Source organism: Arthrobacter sp. 2MCAF14, from assembly GCF_052115645.1.
Lineage (GTDB): Bacteria > Actinomycetota > Actinomycetes > Actinomycetales > Micrococcaceae > Arthrobacter.
The window spans coordinates 1-13,803 of record NZ_JBFRHB010000035.1; the positions used below are offsets into that span (position 1 = coordinate 1).

Sequence of the window (13,803 nt, forward strand, 5' to 3'; positions counted from 1 at the left end):
CCCGGCGTCCTTGAGCGCCGCCGCTTTCTTGTCCAATCCGACGCCGTTGGTGGTCATGGAGATCGGCAGCTCGGGGTGCGCCTCGCGGAGGGCCGAGATGATGTCCACCAGGTCGGCACGGACCAGGGGCTCGCCTCCTGTGAGGCGCAGTTCGCGGACCCCGAGCTGTTCGACGCCGATCCGCACCAACCGGACAATCTCGGAAGCGGTCATGACGGCCTGTTTGGACAACCATTCAAGGCCCTCGGCCAGCATGCAGTACGTGCATCGGAGATTGCACTTGTCGGTCAGGGACAAGCGCATGTCGGTGGCCCGGCGTCCATAACGGTCGAACAGGCCCGCCGGAGTTCCGGCAGGGCGTCTCAGCATCGGCGACCCCGCGTGATCGTTTCCGCTCCGCGGCTGGGGCATGTTCAGCTAAACACCCATGTTTCCAGGCCACGATGGAGCATCGATAACGTTGCTTGGCTTCGTTCGGCCCCGCGGATCACTGTAGACGTACGAACCCGGCCGGCTGGCGGCGCCACCTTCGTCTTGGCAGTTGCACTTGGCGTCGATTTGTAGCCGGACCGTGACGGATTCGGAACCTTCGAAGTTGACGATTATCGGATCGGTGCCGGCGCCTGAGATGCGAAGCACGTTTTCCTTCGGCAGGGATTGATTCATTGAGGATTCCTTCTTTGGGGGGTCGTTTGGCGCGCTCCGGGGCATTAGTTCAGTCCTCGAGAATCATCGCAGTGAAGGTCTGGCCGTATTTTCGAATGCCAGATCCTCCAGGAACGGCATTCCATCCAGGTTGATCAGTGGGTTGTTGTCCTGGTTAGCCACCAGCTCACGGGCCTCGTCCTCAGTATCAACGCTCGGCATGGAGCCGGGCAGCGGCCGCCGGGCGGATTCGCGCAGGAAGTAGATGCCGATCGCACCGATGATGGAAGTGCCCATGAGGTAGTAGGCCGGGGCCATGTCATTGTGCGTAGCCTCGATCAGGCCTTGGACGATGAATGGCGTTGTGCCGCCGAAGAGCGCCATGGAGAAGTTGTAGGCAATGCCCATGCTGCTATAGCGGCCCGACGTCGGGAACTGCGCGGGAAGCGCCGAGGCGAGGTTGGCGACATAGAACGTCACGGGGAAGGCGACAAGGGCAAGGCCAGCGAGCGTGGACCAGACATTGCCGACGCCGATCAGCAGGAATGCCGGGACAGCGAACACGATGGTGCTTCCGGCACCGATCCAGAGGACGGGGCGACGGCCGATGCGGTCGGACAGTTTCCCGGTCAGCGGGATGCAGGCTGCCATTATCACCATCACGGGGATGGTTAGCAGCGTGCCGTGGATGGGGTCGTAGCCTTTGGATTCGGTCAGGTACGTCGGCATGTAGGACGTCAAGACATAACCTACAGTGTTGGCGGCGGCCGCGAGGATCATGGCGAGGATAATTTGGCGCCAGTAAGCCTTGATGATTGGCAGGGGTCCCTTGGCCACGGCTTTGTCGGCTGCTGCAGCATCTGCAGAATGTGCTTGCTGGGCGTCGAGGGTTGCCTGGAACTGGGGGGATTCCTCGATCTTGTTCCGGAAGTAGACGGCGATCGCACCGAGCGGCCCGGCGATCAGGAAGGGCAGCCTCCAGCCCCATTCCTCCATGGCCGCTTGGCCCAGAGACAGTTGCAGCACGGACACGATCGCAGCTCCCAACGCGAAGCCGAGATACGAGCCCATGTCCAGGAAGCTCGCGAAGAAGCCGCGCCGCTTGTCGGGGGCATATTCGCAGACGAAGGTAGTGGCGCCTGCGTACTCGCCGCCGGTGGAAAAGCCCTGGACGAGTTTCAGGATCACCAACAGGGCGGCGGCCCACACGCCGATCTGAGCGTATCCGGGAAGGAGCCCGACGGCGAAGGTACTTGCCGCCATCAGCAGGAGTGTCGCCGCCAGCACCTTCTGGCGGCCAATCTTGTCGCCGAGCCAACCGAAGATGACACCGCCCAGCGGGCGGGCGATGAATGTTGCGGCGAAGGTGCCGAGCAGGAATAGGGTTTGGACGGACCTGTCAGCTTCCGGGAGGAAAACGGGGCCCATGGTGGTTATCAGGTAGCCGAACACGCCGACGTCGTACCATTCCATGGTGTTGCCGACGATCGTGCCGCCGAGTGCCTTCTTGAGCATCGGCTGGTTGACGACGTTGACGTCGGACACCTCTAGCCGCCTGTGTCTGAGGAGCTTCGGTTTCTGGGTCATAATGGTTCCTTTTGCTCAATGTTGCAATTGGCTCATATGTGGCCGTCGGCCGGCACCTTGTGACAGGTTCGGTTCGTCGGCGGATAGGCGTAGTGCTTCCCTCGGAGGCCTTGGGCATGAAGCACCTCTCCTTCCTTTAGGAAGGGACTCGCAAATACCTGTAGGCGCCAATTCTTGATCGTTCCGCATGGAACAACAGAATTCGCCATAAGCAACAGAGTGCGTTAGATCACAGTGATTGTCAAGGACATTGCGCAAAAGTGTTGCTTATCGTGATTCTTGTTGCATATAGACCTTCGCTGCGGCCTATGCTCCTTGGGAACTACGCATCTACTTGACCCAGGCGGCGACCTTGTCCGAGTTCGCGTCGATCCACTTCTGGGCGGCGGCATCCGGGCTCATGTTGTCCTTGGCGATGTACCCGGCAACCGTGTTCTGGTCCTGGTTCGCCCACGTGAATTTCTTGACGAGCGAATACGCGGGGCTACCGGAGTTGGCGAACTTGGTGGATACGATCTTGTTGAGGTCGTACTTGGGGTAGTCGCAGGCGACCTTGGCCGCGTCGGCGTCGCAGCCGGGCGTGTAGGCCGGGAGGTTGACTTTGACGAGCGGGACCTCCGCCATGAACCACTGGGGCTCGTAAAAGTAGCCGATCAGCGGGGTCTTGTTCTGCTCGGCTTGCCGGAAGGCCTGGATGAGCGCTGGTTCGCTCCCCGCGTAGACAACCTTGAAGTTGAGGTGAAGGTTCTTTACGAGGGCTGCGTCATTGGTGACAAAGGAGGGGTCGCCGTCGAGGAGTTGGCCCTGCCCTCCGGACTCGGAGGTCTTGAACAAGTCAGCATACTTGTTGAGGTTCTTGGAGTCCGTGATGTCCGGGTACTGCTTGGCCATCCATGGCGGCACGTACCAGCCGATCACGCCGGTGTTGCCGGTCGGCCCGGCGTCGACCGCAGTCTTTTGCTGTTTGATGTACTTCTCCGCGAGCTCGGGGTGGCCCCAGTTCTCAAGGACCGTGTCCACCTCGCCGCTGCCGAAGCCCTGCCATGACACCTCTTCCTTGAGGGTCTTGTAATTTACGGTGCAGCCAAGCTTTTCCTTGGCAACGGTCCCTACGACGTAGGCGTCCGCCTCGTAGCCGACCCAAGGGTTTACGGCGACGTTGAATGCGCCGCATGCACTCTTTCCGCTTGGCGGGGTTGCGCTAGGGATATCGCCGGAGCAGGCCGTGAGCGCGAGGACCGCGGTGAGGACAATTGGGGCAGACGCTCTCTTCCTGGTCTTTAGGCCAAGTTCCGTCAGTGATTTTTTCACGGCTCTTTCCTCTATCGGGTGCTGCCGAAGCGGGCGGTGGCGTGTTGGGTGATGCGGTCGAGCATGACTCCGAGCGCGGTGATGGCGATGCCGGCGGCAAGCCCCTTTCCGAAGAGCTGGCTCTGGGAGAATCCGGCGACTACGAGATAGCCGAGTCCTCCGCCGCCGACGAGTCCGCCGACGACGACCATGGACAGGACGTAGAGCAAGCCCTGGTTGGCGGCGAGGACTACTGCCGCGCGGGCCATGGGGAGCTGGACCTTCGCGATCATCTGCCACGACGCTGTTCCGAGCGATTCCGCGGCCTCCACGGCAACCGGCGAGACACCTCGGATCCCGTCGGCAACTAGTTTCGTCGCGATGGGCACGCCGTAGGCGAACGCGGCGACGATCGCCGTGAATCGTGTGGGACCGAAGAGGGCGAGGGCCGGTACGAGGTATACGAAGGACGGGATGGTCTGGAAGGCGTCGAGCACGGGTCGGATAACCGAGTCGGCGGGCTTGCTCCGACCCATCCAGACGCCCAGGAAGACAGCGACGAGGACCACAACGAACGCGGCTACGAGCGTGGTCGCGAGCGTCTTCATGCTCTCATTCCACAGCCCGCTTCCGAGGATCACGGCTTCGCACACGATCGTGACTATGGCGGCCCGCCGGCCGGCGAGCACGAACGCGATTCCGAGCAGCGCGAGCGCCATGGCCCACCACGGCGACTGTGCGAGCACCGACTGGAGTGGGTCGACGAGAAGCGCGGTGACGGTGTTCCTGAGCCATTCCGTGAAGCCTGAGAACGTGCCGACCGTCCAGTCAGTGGCGGCAGGGACGGCCTTCGCTAGTGGGGTGCCGAGGTCGGGCGAAGCCGGGAACTTCGAGAGTGCAAGATAGATGTGCGAGAGATAGATGGCCACAGCGGCGACGACAGCGCCTGCGATGATAATGGTCCGACGCATCTGCTGGCCCCCGAATGTGCCGGTCTGACCCACTCCGGACCCGCGCTGCATGCGGGCTTCGATGCCTGAGCGTTCGGAGGCTCTCGTCGTGGTGCGGTCGAGCATGATCGCCATGAGCACGATGTCAAGGCCAGAGACAAACGCCGAGCCGACGTCGAGCGACTGGAGCGCCTGGAGCACCGGAGTGCCCAGGCCCGGGCCGTTGATGAGCGCGGCTATGGTGGCCATCGAGAGCGCCGCCATCGTGCACTGGTTGATGCCGACCACGATAGTGCGCCGGGCCATGGGAAGCTGCACCTTCATGAGGGCCTGCCAGGGCGTGCTGCCCATGGACGTGACGGCCTCGAGGGTGGCCGGTGAGACCCCTCGGATGCCGTGCTCGGCGATGCGCACGAGCGGTGGGAGCGAGTAGATGATGGTCGTGACAATCGCGGCGGCCGGGCCGATGCCGAAGACCAGTGCGAGCGGGGCCAGGTAGGCGAACGACGGCAGGGTCTGCATGAGGTCAAGCAAGGGTGAGACCGCGGCCGAGACTCGGCGGCTTCGGGCCATGACAATGCCTAGCGGGAGGCCCGCGACTGTACAGATGCCGACCGCGAAGAACGTGACGATGAGCGTGTCGATGCTTTGTGCCCAGTAGCCAAGGAAGCCGAAGAGCAGCACGCACACGCCGACGAGGAGCATCGAGCGCACGCCGGCGAACGCCAGGGCCAGCCAGGCGAGGAGCGCGACGACGCCGAGCCAGCCGATCTCCGGCACCGGGCGTCCGTCCGAGGCCTGGCTGAAGATGCCTTGGAGAGAGGTGACGAGCCCGTTGACTCCGTCCGTGATCGGCTGGACGATGTGCTGGAACACGAAGGAGTTGGTGCGGGCGCTGTCAAAGGCGTCGCGGACGCTGTTCAGCCAGAGTTGGAAGTCCGTCTTGTCTGCGCCGCCCAACTCGAGGGTGTCCAGGCCCTTGAGCGTGGCCCAGAGTATGAGCAAGACGACACCAATGCCCACGAGCGAGACCGGGCGCCAATGGCGTCGGCAGAATCCCAGGACGGCAGGGCCTCCGGACGGGGTGGGAGGGGTTCGTCCTCCAGGTGAGTCGGGACGCGCGCCCCCAGACCGTCGTCGACGGTTGGCCCGCTCTGTGGCGATGCTCACCTGGCGCCGCCTTGGTGGGAAGCCGGGGACGGCTCTTCGGCGACGACGACGCGGAGGATATCCTCGTCGTCGACGATGCCGAGGAACTCCTCGCCGTCGAAAACCCTTACAGGGAGCTCCGAGTGGAGGACCTGCCGGGCGGCTTCGCGCACGACGCGGTCGGCCTGCATCACCGGCCCGTCGAGGGCCTCGCCGTCGCGCGGGGGCCGCACCACATAGCGCAGCGTGAGCACGTGTGATCGGGGGACATCCGAGACGAAGTCGCGCACGTAGTCGTCAGCGGGGTTGGCTACGACGTCGGCGGGGGTTCCGATCTGGACGACCTCTCCGTCGCGCATGATGAGGATGCGGTCACCGAGCTTGAGGGCCTCCTGGAGGTCGTGGGTGATGAAGACCATCGTCTTCTTCCCCACCTCCTCGTGCAGGCGGCGGACTTCGTTCTGCATGTCGCGGCGGATGAGCGGGTCAAGGGCGGAAAACGGCTCGTCGAAGAGCAGGACCTGCGGGTCCACGGCGAGTGCCCGGGCAAGGCCGACGCGCTGCTGCATGCCGCCAGAGAGCTGGTCAGGGAACGAATTCTCGTACCCGGTCAGGCCGACGAGGTCGACCATGTCCTGGGCCCGGGCGCGGCGCTGGGACTTGCCCTCCCCGCGGACTTCGAGGCCGTAGGCGACGTTGTCGATCACCCTGCGGTGCGGGAGCAGGCCGAACTGCTGGAATACCATCGCCATGTGGTTCCGGCGCATAGCCCGGAGGCGGGCCTTGCTCGCGCGGATAACGTCCTCGCCGCCGATCGTGACGCTTCCCGCTGTCGGCTCGATCAGTCGGGTGAGCAGGCGTACGAGCGTCGACTTGCCGGAGCCGGAGAGTCCCATGACCACGAAGACCTCCCCCGGGGCCACCTCGAACGAGACGTTTTTGACGGCTGCGACGCATCCGGTCTTGCTTTGGAGCTCCTTGCGCGAGAGGTGCTCGGCCGGGGTGCCGATGATCTCGTCAGACTTCTGGCCGAAGATCTTCCATAGTCCATCGACCTTGAGCGCGGACTCAGTCGCGTTGGAGCTGGGGGTCTCTTCTGTCGCGGTGTGCATGCTCATGCTGTTCTGCTCTTTCCGCTATCACTACCCCTGTATTGATGATGCATCTGCAGTGCTTGGCTGTCACGCGTGGCTGCTAGTCGTGGCCGTTCACGGTGATACCGGGAGGGAGGTTGGGGGTCTCGTCGGATTGCTGGAGGTAGATCTCCCCGCCAGCCATTTACCGATGACCCCGTGCCCCAGTGCCCGGGGTCATCGGTGTGTGTAGCCCATTTGCACGCTGATCCGGATTCCGGCCTGACGCAGGGCGTCAATAAGTCCGGGGATCTTCTGCGGGTCAAACCGGAACGCGGGTCCGGAGATGCTGACGGCTCCGATGACGGTTCCCAAGTGGTTGTAGACCGGAACCGCAATCGCGTTCAGTCCGATCTCGAGTTCCTCGCGTGTCTCCGCATATCCATCGTGGGCCACATCGATCAGCTGCTTCTCGAGGTCTTCCCGATTGGTGATAGTGCGGGGAGTCCTGGCATAAAACCCCGCTTCCGTCAGGATGCGGTCCCGTTCGTCGGCGGACAGTGCGGCCAACAAAACCTTCCCGCTTGAGGTGGCGTGCAGCGGCGTCAAGCCGCCCACCCAGTCATAGGTGGCCAACGACGACGGTCCCATGGCCTGATCCACGTTAACGGCATAGTTCGAGCGCAGGACAGCGAGGTTCACAGTCTCCTTGAACTCCTCCGCAAGACTCTCCAGCACGGGCCGGGCCTCGCGGACCAAGCTGAGCCGGCCGGGAATCGAACTGGCAAGTCGCAGGATGCCGAAGCCCAGCTGGTACTTCCCCCGGTCGCTGTTCTGGTGGACCATCTCCCGGCTCACCAGCGAGCCGAGCAGTCGAGAGACCGAGGATTTGTGGATGCCGATTTCCTCGGCGATTTCGCTCACGCCCGCGTGTCCGTCACGGGAAAGGATTTCGAGGATCTGGAGGGCACGGTCAACAGACTGCACACCACCGGGCTGCCCGTTTCCGCCTTTTTCGGAGTCAAAGTCAATTGTGGCCATGAGCCATACCTACGTCTTTCTGCGGCGAAACAAGAGGCTGAAACCTCCCTCTTGTTTCTCTAAATCCTAGACCGGAACCACAGGGGCATTGAACAGGTGGCTTCCCGCCGATCCGGCGGTCAGGGTTTGGGTCCAAGGGAGCGGCAGCGCGGGAACCGGGTCCCCTGGCTGGGCGCCGTGAGGAGGCACAGCCAGGACACCATCGGCCCAGGCGAGGCCCCTCATCATTCCCGGGCCAGTGTGATGGGCAGGGGATGCCAGCCCGTTGTCAAAGCGGAAGGGCAAAAGGCGGGTGCGGCCCGGATCAGCGCCAAACGCGGTACCGGACGTTACCCGGCTGAGGTTCGAAAGCGGACAGTGTCCTAATGCCGCGATCAGGGGCGCACCAATGGTAATCAGCGCCATCATGGCGGCCAGCGGGTTTCCAGGCAGTCCGACGACGAAGCGCCCGTCCGGCAGTTCGGCCAGTACCGCGGGATGTCCGGGACGCATGGCGATGCCGTCCAGCAGCAGCCTCCCGCCTAGCGCGGCTATGGCGTTGCGGAAGTGGTCCGTTCCGGAGCGGCCGGTCCCGCCTGTGGTGATGACGACGTCGGGCCGCTCCGCCGGGCGGGTGCCCGTATCGCTGAGGGCGGCGAGCCACTCCTGATATGAGTCCCCGATTCTTCGCTGTCCCACCGGGGCGCCTCCCAGCATTGCAAGCACCGTGCCCAGCTGCGGGCCGAATACATCCCTGACCTGTCCCGGGGCGGGCAGCCCGGAGGTGACCACTTCCGAGCCCGTCAAAAGGATCGCGACTCGTGGCTTGCCAAAGACGTGTAGCTCGTCGTGGCCGGCGATCGCGGCAAGGGCGATATGGGCGGGATTGAGCACGGTGCCTGCGGGGATGAGCACTTCGCCTGCACAGGCTTCCTCGCCTGCATGGCGGATATGCTGGCCGCTTCGCGGTTCGCCGGGCCTTGCTTCGGAGCCGAGGGTCAGCGTGGGCACGCCCGCTATGTCATCGCTTGTCCGGCCACTTTCGCGGCGTAATACGGCTTCGGTACCGACAGGCACCAGTCCGCCGGTGGCTATGGGGCTGGCATGGTGCGGTGCCAGCGGTTGACCCGGTTTCACCAAGGTCCAGGGTCCGCTGTCGCTAACGGCCCAGCCGTCCATGGCCGAGGATGCGTAGTGCGGTAGGTCTTGACTCGTTGTGACGGCTTGGGCAAGCGTACGTCCGATGGTTCCCGCCAGGGGCACAGGCAGCGCCGGGATGGGGGCGGCACAATCGAATGCCAATTGGCGGGCCTCAGACCAGCTCGTCGCGGACTTTCGAGCGGCCAGTGGACCCGAAGGCCGACGCCGTTGACCGCCGCGATCGGTTAAATCGTGAGCATGCAAGCCTTGCCCCTTATCTGAAGGCTTTCCGAATGAGATGCTGCTCCCCGGGAACGGCGATAAGGCACATTCTTGGGCCTTATCGCCGCCCCTCCCCGGAGCGAGCGAGCCAGATTAGGTCCGGCTCTTAGTCGTGGCGGCTAGGCCTTGACGTAACCGTTCGGGTTCAGCACGTACTTCGTGGCGGCTCCCGCATCGAACTCGGCATACCCGCGGGCAGCGTCCTCCAACGCGATGGCCCTGGCGTTGACGGCTTTCGCGATCTGGACCTTGTCATGCAGGATCGCCATCATCAGTTGCCGGTTGTACTTCATCACGGGGCACTGGCCGGTGGTGAAGGACAGTGATTTGGCCCATCCGGTGCCCAAGGACAGTGAAAGGGAACCGTGCTGGGCTGCCTCGTCGATTCCGCCCGGGTCGCCGGTGACGTACAGGCCGGGGATGCCCAAGGCGCCGCCGGCCGCGGTGATGTCCATGAGGGAATTCAGCACGGTGGCCGGCGCTTCGTGCGAGGCGTCCTTGCCGTGTCCGCGGGCTTCGAATCCGACGGCGTCCACGCCGCAGTCCACTTCGGGCACGCCGAGGATCTGCTCGATTTGGTCCTTGGGATCACCCTTGGAGACATTGACGGTTTCGCAACCGAATGACCTGGCCTGGACGAGGCGGTTTTCGTTGACGTCACCGACAATGACGACGGCTGCGCCGAGCAGTTGCGCGCCGGCGGCCGCCGCCAGGCCGACCGGACCCGCACCAGCAATATAGACGGTAGAGCCGACACCGACCCCGGCCGTGACTGCGCCGTGGAAGCCGGTGGGGAAAATGTCCGAGAGCATGGTCAAGTCCATGATCTTCTCCAAGGCCTGGTCCCGGTCCGGGAACTTCAGCAAGTTCCAGTCCGCATACGGCACCAGGACATATTCGGCCTGCCCTCCGACCCATCCGCCCATGTCGACGTAGCCGTAGGCGCTGCCTGGCCGGTCCGGGTTGACGTTCAGGCAGATGCCGGTCTTGCGTTCCTTACAGTTCCGGCAGCGGCCACAGGAGATGTTGAAAGGCACCGATACGATGTCGCCGACCTTGATGAATTCCACATCCGGGCCAACTTCCACCACTTCGCCGGTGATCTCATGACCGAGGACCAGGTCCCGCGGTGCGGTGGTGCGGCCGCGCACCATGTGCTGGTCGGAGCCGCAGATGTTTGTGGTCACGGTGCGCAGGATGGCTCCGTGGGGCACCTTCCGGCCGACATTGGCGGGGTTGACGCCGGGGCCGTCCTTGAGCTCGAAAGTCGGGTAGTCGGTGTCAATGATCTCGACTACGCCAGGTTCCTTGTATGCGACTGCTCTGTTTCCTGACATGGACACTCCTAAGGGCCATTTCATGGTGTTTTGATTCAGTGGTTGGACGTTCGCTGAAACAGTTGCCAACGGTTGCCCGTTGCCCGTAAGCGGTGCTCCGGCGCTTACCTCCCCAGGCATTCAGGCCACCGAAGCACCGCTTACGGGCAACGCGACTTCTCACGCCCGGTTCAGGGGATGAGAGAGACAACCACAACTGATATGTCGATCTTAGATTAAAGATATATCAGAAATATGTTACGTCAGCCGAACGCGTCATGTCCAGAGGTTTTTCAGCGGCCGAGTATCAGGCTGAGTGCTTCTGCGCGGGCGGCCGGCAGTCGGAGCTTGCCCCGCACCGCGGAGGTGATGGTCTTTGCCCCTGGTTTTCTAACCCCGCGCATGGACATGCACAGATGTTCACACTCGACGACGACGATCGCACCTAGGGGTCGAAGCGAAGTGACCAGGGCATCAACGACCTGCGTCGTGAGCCGCTCCTGAACTTGGGCCCTTCGAGCGAAGATGTCCACCAGCCGGGCGAGTTTGCTCAGGCCCGTGACGAATCCATCCGGGGAGGGGATGTATCCGACGTGGGCTACGCCGTGGAACGGGACCAGATGATGCTCGCAGGTCGAATAGAAGGGTATGTCCTTGACGATGACGAGTTCTTCATGGCCGAGGTCAAACGTCTTGTCCAGCACGGAGAGGGGGTCTTCGTGGAGGCCGCCGTACATTTCTGCGGCAGCGCGGGCGACGCGTGCGGGGGTCTCAACCAGGCCGGGCCTGTCCGGGTCTTCGCCAACGGCAAGGAGGAATTCCCGGACGGCCCGTTCCACCCGCGGACGGTCAACCCCTGGGGAGGACACCGCAACCGCGGTCCGGCTATCACTCATGGCTGCCTGCGCCTGCCGGCTCGAGGCGGACAATGACTGACTTTGACGTCGGGGTTCCGCTGACGTCGGCCACCGAGTCGAGCGGCACGAGGACGTTGGTCTCCGGGTAGTAGGCGGCGGCGCAGCCCTTTGGCGTCGAATAGGAAACGATGCGGAAATTCTCGGCCCGTCGCTCGGTGCCCCGGAATTCGGATACAAGGTGAACCATGTCGCCGTTCTCGAAACCCAGTTCGGCCACATCGGATTCGTTCACGAGGACCACTCGGCGACCGCCGTGAATGCCACGGTAGCGGTCGTCCTTGCCGTAGATGGTGGTGTTGTACTGGTCGTGGGAGCGCAGCGTCTGGAGGATGAGGCGGCCCTCCGGGACGCGGAGGTACTCCAAGTCGTTCGCCGTAAAGTGGGCCTTGCCGGAAGCGGTGTCGAATTCCCTGGCATCCCGGGGCCGGTGGGGGAGAATGAAGCCTCCCGGGTTCTGGATCTTCTCCTCAAAATTTTCGAAGCCGTCGAGTACCGCTTCGATGTGTTTCCTGATCAGGGAATAGTCGTCCCTGAGTGCGAGCCAGGCGGCCTTGGGTGTGTTGGGCAGGAGGTGGCCGTCGCGGTCCGTGAAGAGCCGGTGGGCCAGGTTGCAGACGATCGCCACTTCGGACATCAAGTGCTCGCTTGCAGGCTTGAGCCGTCCACGGGACGCATGGACGGCACTCATGGAATCCTCCACGGTTACCCTTTGGTCACCTGTACGCTGCGTGTCCTTCTCGGTGCGTCCGAGCGTGGGAAGGATCAGGGCTCGCCGCCCCGTTGCCAGGTGGGAATGGTTCAATTTTGTGGAGATCTGGACCGTAAGGCGAGTGTTGGCCAGGGATTGCTCCGTGGTTTCAGAGTCCGGGGCCGCCCGCACAAAGTTGCCGCCCATCCCGACGAAAACCCGGACCTTGCCGTCCCGCATCGCCCGGATGGCCGCGACGGTATCGTAGCCATGGGCCCGGGGGGATTGGAACTGGAACTCCTGGTCCAGCCTGTCGTGGAACTTCTCCGGCATTTGCTCGAAAATGCCCATGGTGCGGTCGCCTTGGACATTGGAGTGTCCGCGGACGGGGCAGACTCCGGCCCCGGGCTTGCCGATGTTGCCCTGAAGAAGGAGGACATTGACGACGTCGCGGAGCGTGGGCACGGAATGCTTGTGCTGTGTTAGGCCCATGGCCCAGCAGACAATGGTTGCTTTCGAAGCCAGGAGACGCTCACCGGTAGCCTTGATCTGGTCCATCGTTAGCCCGGTCGCTTCGAGGATGTCCTCCCACGCCACATCTTCCAGTTGCTTCACGTAGGCATCGAGGCCGACGGTGTGTTTGTTGATGAAGTCATGGTCGAGCACGGTGGGCAGGCCTGGGCTGGTCCTTCCCGCATCTTCGGCCTCCAGCAGGTATTTACCCAGTCCCTGGAAGAGCGCCTGATCGCCCCCGGCCCTGATCTGCAGGAAGTCGTCGGTCAGTTCGGTGCCAACCACCATGCCAACGACGTTCTGCGGGTTTTCGAATCTGAGCAGCCCGGCTTCGGGCAGCGGATTCACGGACACGATGAGAGCACCGTTCTTCTTGGCCTTCTCCAGTGAGCTGAGCATGCGCGGGTGGTTCGTGCCTGGGTTTTGGCCCGCAACGAAGATCAGCGACGCTGTTTCGACGTCCTTGAGGCTCACGGAGCCCTTACCGATGCCGATGGTTTCGACGAGGGCCGAACCAGAGGACTCGTGGCACATGTTGGAACAGTCCGGAAGATTATTGGTCCCCACGCCGCGCACGAGGAGCTGGTAGGCGAAGGCCGCCTCGTTTGACGTCCGGCCGGACGTGTAAAACACCGCCTGGTCCGGGTTGTCCATGTCCCTGATCTCCTGTGCGATCAGCTCCAAGGCATCATCCCAATCGACGGGCCTGTAGTGCGTTGCGCCGTCGTCCAGGAGCATCGGATGCGTCAGCCGCCCCTGCTGTCCCAGCCAGTAGTCGTCCCTCGTCTTCAGCTCAGCGATGGAATGCGATGCGAAAAACTCCGGCCTAACGCGGCGGCGTGTGGCTTCTTCCGCGACGGCCTTGGCGCCGTTCTCGCAGAACTCGGCCGTATGGCGTTTGTCGTGTTCCGGCCAGGCGCAGCCCATGCAGTCGAACCCGTCTACCTGGTTGACCGCCAGCAAAGTTTGGACGCTGCGCAAGGGGCCCATCTGCTCGAGGGAGATTTTCAGCGCGTTGGTGACGGCGGGGAGGCCCACGGCTTTCGACTTGGGTTTGGTGACAGTCAGCTTTGACTCGTCGATATTTTCACGCGGCGCTTTTGAGGCCATGGGCTTTTCCTTCAGATCTTGGCCGGATAGAGAGGTCTGGCGGTGAGGAGAAGGAAGTTCGTGACATTCCTATCCCTGGCGTATTGATATATCAGTTGTAGGGATAATATGTTCACGGGGCCG

General features: G+C 63.1%; 11 protein-coding genes. All 11 read right to left on the bottom strand.

Translation table 11 applies throughout. The features are described from left to right. Positions 1-411, bottom strand: a 411-nt coding sequence (locus tag AB4074_RS19825) for a radical SAM protein (RefSeq protein ID WP_441414920.1), incomplete at its 3' end; no start/stop codon positions are given. A 6-nt stretch (positions 412-417) separates the two neighbouring features. Next, positions 418-666 carry a hypothetical protein gene (locus AB4074_RS19830; protein ID WP_441414921.1) on the bottom strand — a complete coding sequence of 83 codons (249 nt, stop codon included), beginning with the start codon at positions 664-666 and terminating at the stop codon, positions 418-420. Between the two features lie 63 nt (positions 667-729). Next, positions 730-2,232: an MFS transporter gene (locus AB4074_RS19835; protein WP_441414922.1), complete on the bottom strand. Its 1,503-nt coding sequence runs from the start codon at positions 2,230-2,232 to the stop codon at positions 730-732. Between the two features lie 330 nt (positions 2,233-2,562). Then, positions 2,563-3,543: an ABC transporter substrate-binding protein gene (locus AB4074_RS19840; protein ID WP_441414923.1), complete on the bottom strand. Its 981-nt coding sequence runs from the start codon at positions 3,541-3,543 to the stop codon at positions 2,563-2,565. 11 nt (positions 3,544-3,554) lie between these two features. Next, positions 3,555-5,642, bottom strand: coding sequence for an ABC transporter permease (locus tag AB4074_RS19845; RefSeq protein WP_441414924.1), 2,088 nt, complete (start codon positions 5,640-5,642; stop codon positions 3,555-3,557). Continuing rightward, positions 5,639-6,739: a quaternary amine ABC transporter ATP-binding protein gene (locus tag AB4074_RS19850; protein ID WP_441414925.1), complete on the bottom strand. Its 1,101-nt coding sequence runs from the start codon at positions 6,737-6,739 to the stop codon at positions 5,639-5,641. The genes AB4074_RS19845 and AB4074_RS19850 overlap by 4 nt, the downstream gene beginning before the upstream one ends. Positions 6,740-6,931: 192 nt before the next feature. Beyond that, positions 6,932-7,735, bottom strand: a complete 804-nt coding sequence (locus AB4074_RS19855) for an IclR family transcriptional regulator (protein WP_441414926.1) — start codon at positions 7,733-7,735, stop codon at positions 6,932-6,934. A 66-nt stretch (positions 7,736-7,801) separates the two neighbouring features. Continuing rightward, the gene (locus AB4074_RS19860) at positions 7,802-9,118 is read right to left on the bottom strand and encodes a molybdopterin molybdotransferase MoeA (RefSeq protein ID WP_441414927.1); all 1,317 of its coding nucleotides are present in this window, start codon (positions 9,116-9,118) and stop codon (positions 7,802-7,804) included. A gap of 137 nt (positions 9,119-9,255) precedes the next feature. Further along, positions 9,256-10,473 carry a formaldehyde dehydrogenase, glutathione-independent gene (gene fdhA / locus AB4074_RS19865; protein WP_441414928.1) on the bottom strand — a complete coding sequence of 406 codons (1,218 nt, stop codon included), beginning with the start codon at positions 10,471-10,473 and terminating at the stop codon, positions 9,256-9,258. 272 nt (positions 10,474-10,745) lie between these two features. After that, positions 10,746-11,348, bottom strand: a complete 603-nt coding sequence (gene folE, locus AB4074_RS19870) for a GTP cyclohydrolase I FolE (protein WP_441414929.1) — start codon at positions 11,346-11,348, stop codon at positions 10,746-10,748. Further along, positions 11,341-13,680 (bottom strand): FdhF/YdeP family oxidoreductase, encoded by a 2,340-nt coding sequence (locus AB4074_RS19875; RefSeq protein ID WP_441414930.1) that lies wholly within the window; start codon positions 13,678-13,680, stop codon positions 11,341-11,343. Before AB4074_RS19875 ends, folE begins: the two co-directional genes overlap by 8 nt. Between the last annotated feature and the right edge of the window lie 123 nt (positions 13,681-13,803).